Origin of the sequence: Streptomyces yangpuensis (genome assembly GCF_001005295.1) — a bacterium.
GTDB lineage: Bacteria > Actinomycetota > Actinomycetes > Streptomycetales > Streptomycetaceae > Streptomyces > Streptomyces yangpuensis.
Genome location: NZ_LBMK01000001.1, coordinates 896,019 through 911,853 on the forward strand (window position 1 = coordinate 896,019; position 15,835 = coordinate 911,853).

Genomic DNA, 15,835 nt, shown 5'->3' on the forward strand with positions numbered 1-15,835 from the left:
CCCCCACCCCCCTTTTCCCGCTCCGCCCCGGGACACCACCCAGCCCCGCCGGCGTTTGAGGCGCGGCCACCGGCCCGCAGACGGAAAACCTGGCCAGCGCCCGGCCAGGGCAGAGACGGCCACCGGCCAGAAACACCGCACCGCCCGGCCAGGGCAACGGCAGCGCCCGGCCAGGGCAGAGGCGGCCCGCCCCCCCCGGAGGGGAGGGGCGGGCCGGGGTGGGGTGCGTCAGGCCTTGCGGAGGCGGAACGTCAGGGACAGGGGCTCGTCCGTGAAGGGGTCGCCGTAGGCGGCATCGGCCTCGCCGGACGCGAAGTCCGTGGCGAGCACCTCGTCCGCGATCAGGCCCGCGTGGTCCGTCAGGGCCGTCACGACCTCCGGGTCCGCGGAGGACCAGCGCAGGGCGATCCGGTCCGCCACGTCGAGCCCGGAGTTCTTCCGGGCCTCCTGGATCAGCCGGATCGCGTCACGGGCCAGGCCCGCCAGCCGCAGCTCCGGGGTGATCTCCAGGTCCAGGGCCACCGTCGCGCCCGAGTCGGAGGCCACCGACCAGCCCTCGCGGGGGGTCTCGGTGATGATGACCTCCTCCGGGGAGAGGGAGACCGGCTCGCCGTTCACCTCGACCGAGGCCTCGCCCGAGCGGAGGGCCAGCGACAGGGCCGCCGCGTCCGCCGCGGCCACGGCCTTCGCCACGTCCTGGACGCCCTTGCCGAAGCGCTTGCCCAGCGCGCGGAAGTTCGCCTTCGCCGTGGTGTCCACCAGGGACCCGCCGACCTCCGAGAGGGAGGCCAGGGAGGAGACGTTCAGCTCCTCCGTGATCTGGGCCTGCAGCTCCGGGGAGAGCGCGGCGAAGCCCGCCGCGCCGACCAGGGCCCGGGAGAGGGGCTGGCGGGTCTTCACGCCCGATTCCGCGCGGGTCGCGCGGCCGAGCTCCACCAGGCGGCGTACGAGCTGCATCTGCTGGGACAGGGTCGGGTCGATCGCCGAGGTGTCCGCCGTCGGCCACGCCGACAGGTGGACCGACTCGGGGGCGTCCGGGGTGACCGGGACCACCATGTCCTGCCAGACCCGCTCCGTGATGAAGGGGGTCAGCGGGGCCATGAGACGGGTGACCGTCTCGACCACGTCGTGCAGGGTGCGCAGCGCGGCCGCGTCGCCCTGCCAGAAGCGGCGGCGCGAGCGGCGGACGTACCAGTTGGACAGGTCGTCGACGAAGGAGGAGAGGAGCTTGCCCGCCCGCTGGGTGTCGTAGGACTCCATCGCCTCGGTGACCTCGGCGACGAGGGCGTGCAGCTCGGAGAGGAGCCAGCGGTCGAGGACCGTGCGGTCGGCCGGGGACGGGTCGGCCGCGGAGGGCGCCCAGCTCGACGTACGGGCGTACAGCGCCTGGAAGGCGACCGTGTTCCAGTACGTGAGGAGCGTCTTGCGGACGACCTCCTGGATCGTGCCGTGGCCCACGCGGCGGGCCGCCCACGGGGAGCCGCCGGCCGCCATGAACCAGCGGACCGCGTCCGCGCCGTGCTGGTCCATGAGCGGGATCGGCTGGAGGATGTTGCCCAGGTGCTTGGACATCTTGCGGCCGTCCTCGGCGAGGATGTGGCCCAGGCAGACCACGTTCTCGTAGGACGACTTGTCGAAGACGAGGGTGCCGACCGCCATCAGCGTGTAGAACCAGCCGCGGGTCTGGTCGATGGCCTCCGAGATGAACTGCGCCGGGTAGCGCTTCTCGAAGATCTCCTTGTTCTTGTACGGGTAGCCCCACTGCGCGAACGGCATCGAGCCCGAGTCGTACCAGGCGTCGATGACCTCCGGCACGCGGACCGCTTCGAGGGAGCAGCCCTCGGCGGTGCAGGTGAAGGTCACGTCGTCGATGTACGGGCGGTGCGGGTCCAGGTCGGAGTGGTCCTGGCCGGACAGCTCGGACAGCTCGGCGCGGGAGCCGACGCAGGTGAGGTGGTTCTCCTCACAGCGCCAGATCGGCAGCGGGGTGCCCCAGTAGCGGTTGCGGGAGAGTGCCCAGTCGATGTTGTTGTTCAGCCAGTCGCCGAAGCGGCCCTGCTTGACGGAGTCCGGGAACCAGTTGGTCTTCTCGTTCTCCCGCAGCATCGCGTCCTTGACGGCGGTGGTGCGGATGTACCAGGACGGCTGCGCGTAGTAGAGCAGGGCCGTGTGGCAGCGCCAGCAGTGCGGGTAGCTGTGCTCGTAGGCGATGTGCTTGAAGAGCCGGCCGCGGGCGTCGAGGTCGGCGGTCAGCTTCTCGTCGGCCTTCTTGAAGAAGACGCCGCCCACCAGGGGGACCTCCTCCTCGAAGGTGCCGTCGGGGCGGACCGGGTTCACCACGGGCAGGCCGTACGAGCGGCAGACCGCGAGGTCGTCGGCGCCGAAGGCGGGGGACTGGTGGACCAGACCGGTGCCGTCCTCGGTCGTGACGTACTCGGCGTTCACGACGTAGTGGGCGGGCTCGGGGAACTCGACGAGGTCGAAGGGGCGCTCGTAGGTCCAGCGCTCCATCTCCTTGCCGGTGAAGGACTCGCCGGTGGCCTCCCAGCCCTCGCCGAGGGCCTTCTCCAGCAGCGGCTGGGCGACGACCAGCTTCTCCTCACCGTTGGTCGCGACGACGTAGGTGACCTCGGGGTGCGCGGCGACCGCCGTGTTGGACACCAGGGTCCACGGGGTGGTCGTCCAGACCAGCAGCGCCGCCTGGCCCGCGAGCGGGCCGGAGGTCAGCGGGAAGCGCACGTAGACGGAGGGGTCGACGACCGTCTCGTAGCCCTGGGCCAGCTCGTGGTCGGACAGGCCGGTGCCGCAGCGCGGGCACCAGGGCGCGACACGGTGGTCCTGGGTGAGCAGACCCTTGTTGAAGATCTCCTTCAGCGACCACCACACGGACTCGACGTACTCGGGGTCCATGGTCCGGTAGGCGTCGTCCAGGTCGACCCAGTAGCCCATGCGGGTCGTGAGCTCGGTGAACGCGTCGGTGTGGCGGGTCACGGACTCGCGGCACCTGGCGTTGAACTCGGCGATGCCGTACGCCTCGATGTCCTGCTTGCCGTTGAAGCCCAGTTCCTTCTCGACGGCGAGCTCGACGGGCAGGCCGTGGCAGTCCCAGCCGGCCTTGCGGGCCACGTGGTAGCCGCGCATCGTGCGGAAGCGGGGGAAGACGTCCTTGAAGACGCGGGCCTCGATGTGGTGCGCGCCGGGCATGCCGTTCGCGGTGGGCGGGCCCTCGTAGAAGACCCACTCGGGGCGTCCCTCGGACTGCTCCAGGGTCTTGGCGAAGGTCTTGCTCTCGCGCCAGAAGTCGAGGACCGCGTGCTCAAGGGCAGGCAGGTCGACCTGGGCGGGTACCGGGCGGTACTGCGGCGGTGTGGTCATGAGGCTGAACTCTTCCTCCGGCGGGGTGTCACTTCCGTCCGGAGGGACGAGAGCCGATGCTGCTCCCGCGGTACCACCCTCCTTGGCCGCCGGACGGATCCGGTGGCCCCCTCATTGGGGTGCGAAGCCGGTTCTACTCGCCCTGCGGGGGACCCGCGGCTTTCTTCCGGCGGCTCAGGGGTGATCCTTCACGTCGCGCTCGCCCCCGGGCTCTCACCGTCCCCGGGTCGCTCCTGGCTGCGTCCGACGCTACTCGTCCCCGTCCATGCCTTTCGCTGGGGCCAGTGTACGGGTGCGGGGGGCGCTCGGCAGACCGATTAACGGGGGCCCGTGCGGGGCCCGCGGGTGCGGCGTGGCGGGGGTGCGGCCGGGGTCCGGGGAGGGGGCCGGGCAGGGGCCGGGAGTGACCCGAACGGGCCATCGGCGGCGCCGGGGCGTCGGGTGGGGTGCGAGGGGCGGATTACCGGGCCTCCGGATGGGCACAACGGATGCAGGTTGACCTCGACGGATGCGTGCCCCGTTGCCGCGGGGGCGGAGCCGATTTATCGTTCCGGCACGATTCGCGAGCAATATCACAGTATGTGAAGGGGCCGCGGCCATGGTGGCGAAGAAGACAGCGGTCTCCGGAGACCTGGCTCCCGCCGAGAAGGCTCCGGCGAAGAAGGCTCCGGCCAAGAAGGCAGCGGCGAAGAAGGCAGCGGCGAAGAAGACGGCCGCGGCCGGGAAGGCATCGGCCGGCAGGGCGACCGCGGCCGGGAAGAAGACGACCGCAGTCAGGAAGACGACCGCCGTCGAGAAGCGGACGGCCACGGCCAAGAAGGCCGCGGCCGAGGGGGCGGCGCACGCCGCGAAGCAGACGGGAGTCCCGAACGTGGTTGCCAAGAAGAGCACCGGAGCGGCGAGGAAGACGGCCGCGGCCGCCACGAGCGGGCTGCCCAAGACCCGGGTCACGGCGGCCGCCCCCGGCGAGCTCGCCGTACGGCCCGGGGAGGACCCCTGGACGCCCGAGGAGGTCGAGGAGGCCCGCGCGGAGCTGGCGTCGGAGGTCCTGCGGCTGCGCGCCGAGCTGGACGCCTCCGAGGTGGCCATCTCGGGCCTCATGCGGGACTCGGGCGACGGAGCCGGCGACGACCAGGCCGACACGGGCACCAAGAACATCACGCGGGAGTCGGAGCTGGCGCTCGCGGCCAACGCCAGCTCGATGCTGGAGCAGACCGAGCGGGCCCTGGAACGGCTGGAGGCGGGCACGTACGGGCTCTGTGAGAACTGCGGGCAGCCCATCGGGAAGGCCAGGATGCAGGCCTTCCCCCGGGCCACGCTGTGCGTCGACTGCAAGCAGAAGCAGGAGCGCCGCCACTAGCGGAGCGCCGGTGCGTGACGGGAAAGGCAGGAGGCGGGGAGGGCGGTGTGCGGGGCCCCTGACGTACCCTCGTCTGGTCAGGGTCCAGAAGGAGCCTGGGTCGGCTAGTTCGAGGGACTCACGTGGCAGAGGCGGAGCGCATCATCGGTACGCCGGACGTCGGGGACGACGCCCAGCCGGAGTCGGCCGCGCCCAAGGGGCATCGGCGGATCGCGGCACTGCTCGTCGTGGCGGTGCTCGCCTACCTGCTGGACCTCGGCACCAAGATGCTGGTCGTGGCGAAGCTGGAGCACCAGCCGCCGATCGAGATCATCGGTGACCTGCTGAAGTTCGAGGCGGTCCGCAACCCGGGCGCCGCGTTCGGGTTCGGCGAGGCCTTCACCATCATCTTCACCGGTATCGCCGCGGCGGTGATCGTGGTGATCGTGCGGCTGGCCCGCAAGCTCTACAGCCTGCCGTGGGCGATTGCCCTGGGTCTGCTGCTGGGCGGTGCGCTGGGCAACCTGACCGACCGGATCTTCCGCTCGCCGGGCGTGTTCCGCGGGGCGGTCGTGGACTTCATCGCGCCCGCGCACTTCGCCGTCTTCAACATCGCCGACTCGGCGATCGTGTGCGGCGGCATTCTCATCGTGCTGCTGTCCTTCAAGGGCCTGGACCCGGACGGCACCGTCCACAAGGACTGATCGAAGCGCTGATCGCGGAACAGCTCGTCCGCCCCGTCCTGCATACTCGACGGGTGAGTACGATTCCCGAGATCCGCACCCTGCCCGTTCCCGATGGCCTCGAAGGCGAGCGCGTCGACGCCGCCATCGCCCGTATGTTCGGTTTCTCCCGGACGAAGGCGGCCGAGCTCGCGGCCGAGGGGAAGGTGTCGGTCGACGGCAGCGTCGTCGGGAAGTCCGAGCGCGTGCACGGCGGCGCCTGGCTCGAGGTCGAGATGCCCGCACCCCCGCGCCCGGTCGAGGTCGTCGCCGAGCCGGTCCCGGGCATGGAGATCGTCCATGACGACGACGACATCGTCGTCATCATGAAGCCGGTGGGTGTCGCCGCCCACCCGAGCCCCGGCTGGACCGGCACCACCGTCATCGGCGGTCTCGCCGCCGCGGGCTACCGCATCTCCACCTCCGGCGCGTCCGAGCGCCAGGGCATCGTGCACCGCCTCGACGTCGGCACGTCCGGCCTGATGACCGTCGCCAAGTCGGAGCGCGCCTACACCTCGCTGAAGAACCAGTTCCGCGAGCGGGTCGTGGACAAGCGCTACCACGCGCTCGTGCAGGGCCACCCCGACCCGATGAGCGGCACCATCGACGCCCCGATCGGCCGCCACCCCAGCGCGGACTACAAGTGGGCGGTGACCCAGGACGGCAAGGCCTCCGTCACCCACTACGACCTGATCGAGGCCTTCCGCGCCGCCTCGCTGCTGGACATCAAGCTGGAGACGGGGCGTACGCACCAGATCCGCGTGCACATGTCCGCGCACCGCCACCCGTGCGTCGGTGACCTGACCTACGGCGCCGACCCGACCGTCGCGAAGCGGCTCGGGCTCACCCGCCAGTGGCTGCATGCGGTCCGGCTCGGTTTCGAGCACCCCGCGGACGGCCAGTGGGTGGAGTTCGAGAGCACCTACCCGGCGGACCTCCAGCACGCCCTCGACGTGATCCGGGCGGAGAGCGAGTAACGGCTCCCGCCCGCGGCGCCCCGACACGCGGCCCCGTCCCCGACCGCCGCTGCCGGGCCCGGCGGGCTGGCAGGGTGGGGGAGTGGATCAGCTTGCTCTGCTGTTCGTGCTCCTCCTCGGGGCCGTGGTCATGGTGCCGCTCGGGGACCGGCTGGGGCTGCCCGCGCCCGTCCTGATGACCCTCGGCGGGGTGGTCCTCGCCCTGGTGCCGGCCGTGCCGGACGTCGAGGTACCGCCCGAGTTCATCCTCCCGCTGGTGCTGCCCCCGCTGCTGTACGCCTCCGTGCAGCGCACCTCGTGGCGGCAGTTCGCCGCCAACGTGCGGCCGATCCTGCTGCTGGCCGTGGCCCTGGTCTTCGTCACGACCGCCGCCGTGGCCGCCGTCGCCCACTCGGTGGTGCCCGGGCTGCCGCTCGCCGCCGCCGTCGCCCTCGGCGCACTCGTGGCCCCGCCCGACCCGGTCGCCGCCACCGCCGTCGCCGGATCGCTCGGGCTGCCCCGCCGCATGGTGTCGATCCTGGAGGGCGAGGGGCTCTTCAACGACGTGACGGCCATCGTGCTCTACCACGTGGCGATCGCCGCCGCCGTCAGCGGCAGCTTCTCCTGGCCCGACGCGCTGGGCGAGTTCGTACTGTCCGCCGTCGTCGCCGTGGTCGTCGGCCTGGCCCTCGGCTGGACCACCCACCGGCTGATGGGCCGGCTCGGTGACGCCACCCTCCAGATCGGGCTGACGCTGCTCGTGCCCTTCGTCTCGTACACGGTCGCCGAGGAGCTGCACGGGTCCGGGGTGCTGGCCGTGCTGACGACGGCCCTGTTCCTCGCCGAGTACGCCTCCGACGCCGACGACGTGCTGGGCCGGCTGGCCGGGCACACCTTCTGGGAGGTCGTGGACACGCTGGTCACCGGCGTGGCCTTCGGGCTGATCGGGCTGGAGCTCCACAACGTCTTCGGGACGGCCCAGGACCGGATGGGGGAGATGGCCGGATGGGCGGCGGTCGTCGTCGCGGTCGTGGTCGGTGTACGGCTGGTGTGGCTGCTGCCGGCCGGGTGGCTCGCGAAGAAGCTGCATCAGCGGCGCGACTACGACGAGGAGATCCCGCTGAGCTGGCGGGAGAGCGTGGTGATGTGGTGGGCCGGGATGCGCGGGGTGGCCTCCGTCGCCCTGGCCCTGGCCATTCCCCTCAGGACGGACTCCGGCGAGCCCTTTCCCGCACGGGACCAGATCATCTTCATCGCCTTCGCGGTGATCATGGTGACCCTGGTGTGCCAGGGGCTGACCCTGCCCTGGCTGGTGCGGCGCCTGGGCGTGGAGGAGGACACCGACGCCCGGCGGGACGCCGAGCGGCAGCTGGCCGTCCGCGCCGCCAGGGCCGCGAAGCACCGGCTGAAGGAGATCGAGGAGGCCGAGGACCTGCCGGAGGACCTGATCGAGCAGCTGACCCGGCGCGCCTACGACGTGGGCGCCAGGATCAGCCCGGACATGGTGGACGAGGAGCGGCGCGAGGCTTACGCGAAGCGGGTCCAGCGCCTTCACGACATCCAGCGGATCCAGCGGGAGATGATGTCGGCCGCCCGCCACGAGGTGCTGGCCGCCCGCAGCGAACCCGGCTCCGACCCGGAGGTCGTCGACCGGGTGCTGCGCCACCTGGACGTACGCAGCCTGCGCGCCCCTTAGACGGTGTCCGGCGCGTCCGGGGCCGGGGCCGCCGGGGCGGTCGCGATGCGGGGGAGGGCGTAGGGGTGGTGGGTGGCCAGCCAGGTGATCAGCTGCTCGCGGACCGCGCAGCGCAGGGTCCAGAGGTCGTCGGCGTCCTTGGCCGTGACCACCCCGCGGACCAGGACCGTGTGCGGTGTGGTGTCCGTCACGGCCAGGCCGCCGCCGCGGCCGTCCCACTCGGGCAGGTCCGCGAGGATCTGCCCGAACCGTTCCCGCATCAGCCCCAGGGGCGCGCTGTGGTCCAGGTGCCAGAAGACCGTGCCGGTCATCTGCGCGCCGCCGCGCGACCAGTTCTCGTACGGCTTGCTCGTGAAATACGACACAGGCATCGTGATGCGGCGCTCGTCCCAGGTGCGGACGGTCAGGAAGGTCAGGGTGATCTCCTCGACCCGGCCCCACTCCTTGTCGACCACGACCGTGTCGCCGATGCGGACGGTGTCGCCGAAGGCGATCTGGAGGCCGGCGAAGAGGTTGCTCAGCGAGGACTGGGCCGCGATGCCCGCCACGATGCCGAGGACTCCCGCGGAGGCCAGCATCGAGGCGCCGACCGCGCGCATCGGGGGGAAGGTCAGCAGCATCGCCGCCACGGCGACCACGACCACCACCGCGGTGACCACCCGGTGGATCAGCGTGACCTGGGTGCGCACCCGGCGGACCCGGGCCTCGTCCTGGGTCACCGCGGCGTAGCGCGCGTACGTGGAGTCCACGGCGGCGGTCGCGATGCGCACCGCCAGCCAGGCCGCCGAGGCGATCAGGACCAGGGTGAGGAAGCGGCCGACGCCGACGGGATGGTCGGGGAGGATGCCCGCCCGGCGGTAGGAGGCTCTGAGCAGGCAGGTGCACAGCACCACCTGGAACGGGAGCCGGCAGCGGCGCAGCAGTCCCCAGAGCGGGGTCTCGGGGTGCCGGGCGTCGGCGCGGCGCAGCAGCAGGTCGAGCAGCCGGCCCGCGATCAGGGTGGCGACCAGCGAGCCGCCGATGACCGTCGCGGGGCGCAGGAAGGTCTCGGTCTCCATGGGGACGAACGTAGCGGGAAGCCGTGGCGCAGCACCGCCTGCGACGGCTGGCACGATGGAGGCATGAACATCATGCTCTTCCATTCGACGTACGGGCTGCGGCCCGCGGTGCACGCGGCGGCCGACCGGCTGCGCGCGGCCGGTCACCAGGTCCAGGTGCCGGACCTCTTCGAGGGGCGCACCTTCGAGACCGTCGAGGAGGGCATGGCCCACCAGGACGGGATCGGCCGTGACGAGTTGCTGAAGCGGGCGGTGCTGGCCTCGGCCCCGCACTCCGACCAGGGCCTGGTCTACGCGGGCTTCTCCTTCGGCGGTTCCCTCGCCCAGCACCTGGCGCTGGCCGACGAGAAGGCGCGCGGGCTGCTCCTGCTGCACGGGACGGCGGACCTGGAGGACAGCGCCTCGGTGGACGGGCTCCCGGTGCAGCTGCACATCGCGGACCCCGACCCCTTCGAGCCGCACGACTGGCTGACGGCCTGGTACCTGCGGATGCAGCGGGCCGGCGCGGACGTCGAGGTCCACAGCTACCCGGGCGCCGGGCACCTGTTCACCGACCCGGGCCTCGACGACTACGACGCCGAGGCGGCGGAGCAGGCGTGGACGGCCGCGATCGGCTTCCTCGACAGCCTGTAGCGGCGCGGGACACGCGCAAGGGCCCGGTCCGGCGGTCGCCGGTCCGGGCCCTCGTCGTCGCTGGGGTCAGCCCGCCCGGTAGGCGGTCCAGTTGCTGCTCATGCGGGCCACCTGGCCGGCGGTGAACTGGTACATGCAGGAGTCGTACGTGTAGTCCATGAAGTTGCGGATCGGGTCCACGCCGGGCTTGCTGGCGCAGCTGTCGCGCCCGGTCGGGCACTCGTACGCGGCGCTCTTCTCGGCCGGGGTGTCGGAGACGTAGTCGCCGTTTCCGTTACAGCCGCCCTGGAAGGTGTGGTACAGCCCGAGCCAGTGGCCGACCTCGTGGGTCGCGGTGTCGCCCTCGTTGTAGTTGGCGGAGGAGCCGCCGGGCAGCGAGCTGTCGAGCACGACCACGCCGTCCATCTTGGGGCTGGAGGCGTAGGAGGTCGGGAAGGTCGCCCAGCCCAGCAGGCCGCCGGAGAGCTTGGCGGTGTAGAAGTTGAGCGCGCCCGGGCCGCCCTTGCGCAGGGTGTTCTTCATGTCCTTCTCGGCCTGGGAGCCGGAGGCCAGGTTGTACCAGGACGCGTTGTCCGTGTAGTCGGTCGACGCCAGGGTGAACTGGAAGTTCGTGTTGACGTTGCCGGTGCCCTGGCCGCCGTAGGCCGCGTTGAGGACCGCGAGTTGCTTGCTGACGTCCGTGGACGTGAGCTTGCCGGTGGTGCCGGAGTGGATGACGTGGAAGTACACCGGGATGTTCACGACGGCCTCGGCGGCGGCGAGGCTGCGCTGCGGCTGGTTCTTGAGGGCCTTGTCCAGCTTCGACTTGAGGTCGGCGTCCATGGCCTTGGCCTGAGCGTCGGTGATCTCGTTCGGCTCGTCGGCGTGCTCGTCGTGGGCGCGGGTGACGCGGGCGTTGGCGGGCGCGGCGGCCTCGTCGGCGCAGACTTCGGCGGGGGTCTTGGCGGCCGCGAGCGTGGTGGGGGCGGCAAGCGGGGTGAAGGCCAGGGTTCCGGCCAGGACCGCCGTGCCCATCAGGCGGCGGCGGAGAAGGGGGGATATGCGGGCGTTCGCGCGCACGTGCGCTCCTCGCGGGTGGGGGGTGGTGGCCTGAAGGATCTTCTTCAGCTGGCGCGAAGCTTATGTGTGCATGACATATTCAGGTCAAGAGCCTTACGTAAAAGATTTGTTGCTTCGAACGCACAAGGGGCGCCTGGTATGTACCAGACGCCCCTTGTGGCGCAAGAATTGACGGTCTATCAGGTGATTCAGCGAACGGGCTGGTAGGAGCGCTCCACCTTCTGGGTCCCGTTCAGGGTCCGGTAGGAACGGGACCATTCGGATGTGGCGCCCGGTCGGCGCTTGTCGGATATGACGTAGTAATCCATCTGCGAGCGCTCCGGCGTCACGTCCAGCACGCCGTAGCCGTGCGCGTCCATGTCGAGCCACTTCACGTGCCAGTTGGCGGCCTTGATGGCCGACTCGGCCACCAGTGAGACCGTGTCCGGCAGCACGTGCAGGAGGTCGTCGAGGTTGTCGGAGGTCACCGACGTGACGACGAACTCGGTCGCCGCCGTGCCCGAGCCCGGGTAGGTGGCCATGTTCACCGGGACCTCGTTCGCCCAGGCCATGTGGATGTCGCCGGTCAGGAACACCGTGTTCTTGACGTTGCGTTCCTTCAGGTGGCCCAGCAGCTCCTTGCGGTCGTCCGTGTACCCGTCCCACTGGTCCACGTTGATCGCGATGCCGCCCTCGGGCAGGCCGAGCAGCTTGGCGAGCGGCCCCAGCAGGTGCGCGGGCAGTGAGCCGAACGCCACCGGCGAGATCATCACCGAGGTGCCGACCAGCTTCCAGGTCGCGTTCGAGCCGGCCAGGCCCGACTTGAGCCAGTCCAGCTGGGCGCGCCCGGTGATGGTGCGCTCCGGGTCGTCGACCGTGCCGCTGCCCACCTTGGTCTGCTGCGAGCGGAAGGAGCGCAGGTCCAGCAGGTGGAGGTCGGCGAGCGTGCCGAAGCGCAGCCTGCGGTAGACGGTGCCCGCGGTGGAGGTCCGGACCGGCATCCACTCGAAGTAGGCCTGCTTGGCGGCCTCCGCGCGGGCGGCCCAGTCGCCCTCGGCGCCCGGGGTGTGGTTCTCGGCCCCGCCCGCCCACATGTCGTTCGCGAACTCGTGGTCGTCCCAGATGGCGATGACCGGGTGCGCGTGGTGCAGGGCCTGGAGGTCCGCGTCCGTCTTGTACTTGCCGTGCCGCGCGCGGTAATCGGACAGCGAGACGATCTCGTGCTTCGGCTCGTGCTGCCGCACGGTGTACTTGGCCTCCGGGTAGCCCCCGGAGGCGTATTCGTAGATGTAGTCGCCCAGATGCAGGACCGCGTGCAGGTCCGTGCGGGCGGCCAGGTGGCGGTAGGCCGAGAAGTAGCCGGACTCCCAGTTGGCGCAGGAGACCACCCCGAAGCGGACCCCCGGGGTCGTCACGTCGTGCCCGGGGGTGGTCAGCGTGCGCCCCACGGGGGAGGTGGCCGAGCCCGCGGTGAAGCGGTACCAGTACGGCGTCTGCGGCCGGAGCCCCCGCACGTCCACCTTGACCGTGTGGTCGGCGGCCGCGCTCGCCGTGACGGTTCCCCCGGCGACGATACGGGAGAAGGCCTGGTCGGAGGCCACCTCCCAGGACACCTGGACGGCCGGGCCGAGCCCGGAGCCGGGTACGGCCTCGGGGGCCGGGGTGACGCGGGTCCACAGCAGGACGCCGTCGGGCAGCGGGTCGCCGGAGGCGACGCCGTGCAGGAAGGCGGGCGCGGTGCCCGCGGCGTGGGCGGTTGTGGCGCCCAGCGTGGCGAGGGGGGCCAGGGTGGCCGTGGCCGCCGCGGCGAGAACGACCGTACGGCGGCGGGGGTTTGCCGCGGCCGGGTGAGGGGTGAGATGACTGGTCACGGATGATCATATTACCGACGGGTACACCCCTGGGAACAGACGTCGGAATGCAACGGGCGGGCGAACTCTGGGAGTTCGCCCGCCCGTCGGTGCGGCCGGTCCGGGAGGCTGTGCCCCCGAATGCCCGGTGTCAGCCCTGCAGGGCCTTGTCGATCGCGGCCGTGAACGCCTCCGCCGTCTGCGGGGTGTCGATCTTCTTGCCGTCCATCTTCAGGGTCGGCGTACCCTTCACGCCCGACTTGTCGAAGGTCTTCGACATCTCCAGCGCCCACCGGTCGTACGTACCGTCCTCGACGGCCTTCTTGAACTCGGCATTGCCCTTGAGCGCCGGAACGGTGTCCGCGACCTTCAGCAGGTAGTCGTCCTTGGCGAAGCTGTCGACGGTCTCCTCGGGGTGCTGCTCCTTGGAGTACAGCGCCCCCTTGAACTCCAGGAAGGCCTCCGGGCTGACGTTCAGCGCCGCGCCCAGGGCGCTCAGCGCGTTCTTCGAGCCCTCGCCCTTGACCGCGTTGTCGATGAAGGTCGCGCCGACGTACTGGAGCTTGTACTTGCCCGCGTCGACGTCCTTCTTGATCTGCTCGCCGGCCGCCTGCTCGAAGGAGGCGCACGCCGGGCAGCGCGAGTCCTCGTACAGCTCCAGGGTCTTCTTCGCGTCGGCCTTGCCGACCACGACCGTGGTGCCGTCCTCACCGCTGGTGTTCTTCGGCTTGACCAGCTCGGCCTTGGCGGCCTTCTCCCAGTGGTCGGGCTCGTTGGCCTTCATGACCCCGTAGGCGATACCGCCGGCGAGGCCCAGAGCGGCCACGACCCCGACGCCGACTATGACCTGCCGGCGGATCCTGTCCTTCTTGGCCTGCGCCTCGCGCTCGGCCCGCAGCCGCTCGCGGGCCGCCGCCTTGTTCGCCTGGCTGTTGCGTGAACTCATCATGATCTCCGTGGTGTGTGACGTGGGAAACGGACTGCCGTACGTGCGTCAGGCGCGCGCGAGCGCACCGAGCACGGGGGGTCCCCGCCGTCCCACGGAGTGTGCGGGGAAACGCGTACGGGCCGCGGTGCCCGCCAGGGCCCGCCGCAGCACCCGCCCCGCCGGCCCGCAGGCCACCGCCACCGCGGCCGCCGCCAGCCGCAGCGGCCGGAACGCGAAGGCCGCCACCGCCCGCAGCAGCCGGCCCAGCGCCCGCTCGCCGTGACGCAGCCAGGCGGCCGCGAGCAGCCCCACCGAGACGTGCGCGCCGAGCAGCAGCCACGGCGTGTACGGACCGGGCGAGGCCAGCAGCGCGGCCGCGTCGGCGGCCGGCCCGGTCACCTCGGTCAGCGGCCCGCCCACCGGCGCGCCCCCGCACAGCTCCTCCAGGCCCATGGCGCGCAGCGGACCCGCGACGGGACCGCCGGCCGGGCCGTAGCACAGGTGCTGGCCCGCGGTGAAGACGGTGTCGGCCGCCAGCTCCAGCGGCACGAGCAGCCCCGCTATGGGGCCGAAGCCCCGCTCGCGGCCCGCGAGCGCGTAGGCGATCACGAACACACCCGCGAAGGCCCCGGCCACCAGCGTGGGCGGCAGCGGGACCTGGGACATCAGGACGTGCGAGCCGGACGAGAGCAGCACGACGACAGCGCTGAACAGCGCGGCCCGCAGCCCTCTGAGTCCCGTCCCGGAAAAATCCATCCTCGCGAGTGTGCCACGTGTTCCTGTGGAAACCGGTTCAGGGGGTGAGACGCCCGTTGCGGAACAGGTCCACGAAGATCTGGTGATCGGCGCGCGCCCGGGCCCCGTACGCGTGCGCGAAGTCCACCAGCAGCTCCGCGAAACCCTCCTCGTCCGCCGCGATCGCCGCGTCGATGGCCCGCTCCGTGGAGAACGGCACCAGGGACTGCCCGCTCTCCGCCTCGTCGGCCGACGCGTGCATGGTCGCCGTGGCCCGGCCGAGGTCCGCGACCACCGCCGCGATCTCCTCCGGGTCGTCCAGGTCCGACCAGTCCAGGTCCACCGCGTACGGGGAGACCTCCGCCACCAGCTGCCCGGCGCCGTCCAGCTCCGTCCAGCCCAGCCACGGGTCGGCGTGCGCCTGGAGCGCCCGCTGCGAGATCACCGTGCGGTGTCCCTCGTGCCGGAAATACTCCCGCACCGCCCGGTCCGTGATGTGCCGGGAGACCGCCGGGGTCTGCGCCTGCTTGAGGTAGATCACGACGTCGTTCTCCAGGGCGTCGCTGTGCCCCTCCAGCAGGATGTTGTAGGAGGGCAGGCCCGCCGAGCCGATGCCGACCCCCCGCCGGCCGACCACGTCCTTGACCCGGTAGGAGTCCGGGCGCACCAGGGACTCGTCGGGCAGCGTCTCCAGATACCCGTCGAAGGCCGCCAGCACCTTGTAGCGGGTCGCGGCGTCCAGCTCGATCGCGCCGCCGCCGGCCGTGAAGCGGCGCTCGTAGTCCCGTATCTCCGTCATGGAGTCCAGCAGCGAGAAACGCGTGCGGGAGCGGGCCGAGCGCAGCGCGTCCAGCAGCGGGCCCTCGGCGGTGTCCAGGGTGAAGGAGGGCACCTCCTCATGCTTGGCGCCCGTCGCCAGCCGGTGGATCCGCTCCCGGTAGGCGGCGGCGTAGATCCGCACCAGCTCGCTTATCTGGTCGTCGCTGAGCGCCTTGGTGTAGCCGATCAGCGCGACGGACGCGGCGAAGCGCTTGAGGTCCCAGGTGAAGGGGCCGACATACGCCTCGTCGAAGTCGTTGACGTTGAAGATCAGCCGGCCGGTGGAGTCCATGTACGTGCCGAAGTTCTCGGCGTGGAGATCGCCGTGGATCCACACCCGGCCCGTCCGCTCGTCCAGGTACGGACCGCCGTGCCGGTCCCGCTCCAGGTCGGAGTAGAACAGACAGGCCGTACCGCGGTAGAAGGCGAAGGCCGAGGCCGCCATCTTGCGGAACTTGACGCGGAACGCAGCGGGGTCGGCGGCGAGCAGTTCACCGAATGCGGTGTCGAACACGTCGAGGATCTCCTCGGCGCGCTGCTCGTCGGTCGTCTCGGGGACCGCCATGGCGGGTTCCTCCTGGTGCACGGGGTGGTACGGGCTCTGCCGGACGGGACGTCGGACCGGTGCCCCTGGTTCTGCAACGCCCGACCGTACCGCCGCGTGCCCCGGATCTGTCACCCGTGGG

12 protein-coding genes are annotated in these 15,835 nt (G+C 71.4%); 5 read left to right on the top strand and 7 right to left on the bottom strand.

The features are described from left to right. Positions 1 to 228: 228 nt before the first annotated feature. On the bottom strand, positions 229 to 3,375 hold the full coding sequence (gene ileS, locus AAT21_RS04045; protein ID WP_046775260.1) for an isoleucine--tRNA ligase: 3,147 nt from the start codon (positions 3,373 to 3,375) through the stop codon (positions 229 to 231). Between the two features lie 598 nt (positions 3,376 to 3,973). Between ileS and AAT21_RS04050 the strand changes: the two genes are divergently transcribed. The 4 genes from AAT21_RS04050 (at position 3,974) to AAT21_RS04065 (ending at position 8,088) form a co-directional block, all read left to right on the top strand. After that, on the top strand, positions 3,974 to 4,735 hold the full coding sequence (locus tag AAT21_RS04050) for a TraR/DksA family transcriptional regulator (protein WP_046775261.1): 762 nt from the start codon (positions 3,974 to 3,976) through the stop codon (positions 4,733 to 4,735). A 122-nt stretch (positions 4,736 to 4,857) separates the two neighbouring features. Beyond that, positions 4,858 to 5,418: a signal peptidase II gene (gene lspA / locus AAT21_RS04055; protein WP_046775262.1), complete on the top strand. Its 561-nt coding sequence runs from the start codon at positions 4,858 to 4,860 to the stop codon at positions 5,416 to 5,418. Between the two features lie 53 nt (positions 5,419 to 5,471). Continuing rightward, complete coding sequence (locus tag AAT21_RS04060) at positions 5,472 to 6,413, top strand: RluA family pseudouridine synthase (RefSeq protein ID WP_046775263.1); 942 nt, start codon at positions 5,472 to 5,474, stop codon at positions 6,411 to 6,413. An 82-nt stretch (positions 6,414 to 6,495) separates the two neighbouring features. Continuing rightward, a complete protein-coding gene (locus AAT21_RS04065; RefSeq protein WP_046775264.1) occupies positions 6,496 to 8,088 on the top strand; it encodes a Na+/H+ antiporter in 1,593 nt (530 codons plus the stop codon). Here AAT21_RS04065 and AAT21_RS04070 read toward each other — a convergent pair. Next, on the bottom strand, positions 8,085 to 9,146 hold the full coding sequence (locus AAT21_RS04070; RefSeq protein WP_046775265.1) for a mechanosensitive ion channel family protein: 1,062 nt from the start codon (positions 9,144 to 9,146) through the stop codon (positions 8,085 to 8,087). The two genes, AAT21_RS04065 and AAT21_RS04070, sit on opposite strands and share 4 nt — an antisense overlap. 63 nt (positions 9,147 to 9,209) lie before the next feature. Here AAT21_RS04070 and AAT21_RS04075 point away from each other — a divergent pair, with 63 nt between their 5' ends. After that, positions 9,210 to 9,779 (top strand): dienelactone hydrolase family protein, encoded by a 570-nt coding sequence (locus AAT21_RS04075; protein WP_046775266.1) that lies wholly within the window; start codon positions 9,210 to 9,212, stop codon positions 9,777 to 9,779. 66 nt (positions 9,780 to 9,845) lie between these two features. Here the strand turns inward: AAT21_RS04075 and AAT21_RS04080 are convergent, their stop codons facing one another. The 5 genes from AAT21_RS04080 to AAT21_RS04100 form a co-directional block, all read right to left on the bottom strand. Then, a complete protein-coding gene (locus AAT21_RS04080) occupies positions 9,846 to 10,793 on the bottom strand; it encodes a zinc metalloprotease (RefSeq protein WP_046775595.1) in 948 nt (315 codons plus the stop codon). Positions 10,794 to 11,026: 233 nt separating this feature from the next. Continuing rightward, entirely contained in the window at positions 11,027 to 12,688 is a 1,662-nt protein-coding gene (locus AAT21_RS04085) for an alkaline phosphatase D family protein (RefSeq protein WP_046775267.1), read from the bottom strand. A gap of 130 nt (positions 12,689 to 12,818) precedes the next feature. Then, entirely contained in the window at positions 12,819 to 13,613 is a 795-nt protein-coding gene (locus AAT21_RS04090) for a DsbA family protein (RefSeq protein WP_046775268.1), read from the bottom strand. A 48-nt stretch (positions 13,614 to 13,661) separates the two neighbouring features. Further along, positions 13,662 to 14,351, bottom strand: a complete 690-nt coding sequence (locus AAT21_RS04095; protein ID WP_046775269.1) for a hypothetical protein — start codon at positions 14,349 to 14,351, stop codon at positions 13,662 to 13,664. Positions 14,352 to 14,388: 37 nt separating this feature from the next. Continuing rightward, positions 14,389 to 15,714: a DUF2252 domain-containing protein gene (locus AAT21_RS04100; RefSeq protein WP_046775270.1), complete on the bottom strand. Its 1,326-nt coding sequence runs from the start codon at positions 15,712 to 15,714 to the stop codon at positions 14,389 to 14,391. Positions 15,715 to 15,835: the final 121 nt, after the last annotated feature.

Coding starts and splice junctions, on each gene's coding strand:
- AAT21_RS04100 (WP_046775270.1), bottom strand. CDS start 15,714: ATGGCGGTCCCCGAGACGACCGACGAGCAGCGCGCCGAGGAGATCCTC.
- AAT21_RS04090 (WP_046775268.1), bottom strand. CDS start 13,613: ATGAGTTCACGCAACAGCCAGGCGAACAAGGCGGCGGCCCGCGAGCGG.
- AAT21_RS04050 (WP_046775261.1), top strand. CDS start 3,974: ATGGTGGCGAAGAAGACAGCGGTCTCCGGAGACCTGGCTCCCGCCGAG.
- AAT21_RS04070 (WP_046775265.1), bottom strand. CDS start 9,146: ATGGAGACCGAGACCTTCCTGCGCCCCGCGACGGTCATCGGCGGCTCG.
- AAT21_RS04080 (WP_046775595.1), bottom strand. CDS start 10,793: ATGGGCACGGCGGTCCTGGCCGGAACCCTGGCCTTCACCCCGCTTGCC.
- AAT21_RS04095 (WP_046775269.1), bottom strand. CDS start 14,351: ATGGATTTTTCCGGGACGGGACTCAGAGGGCTGCGGGCCGCGCTGTTC.
- AAT21_RS04075 (WP_046775266.1), top strand. CDS start 9,210: ATGAACATCATGCTCTTCCATTCGACGTACGGGCTGCGGCCCGCGGTG.
- ileS (WP_046775260.1), bottom strand. CDS start 3,375: ATGACCACACCGCCGCAGTACCGCCCGGTACCCGCCCAGGTCGACCTG.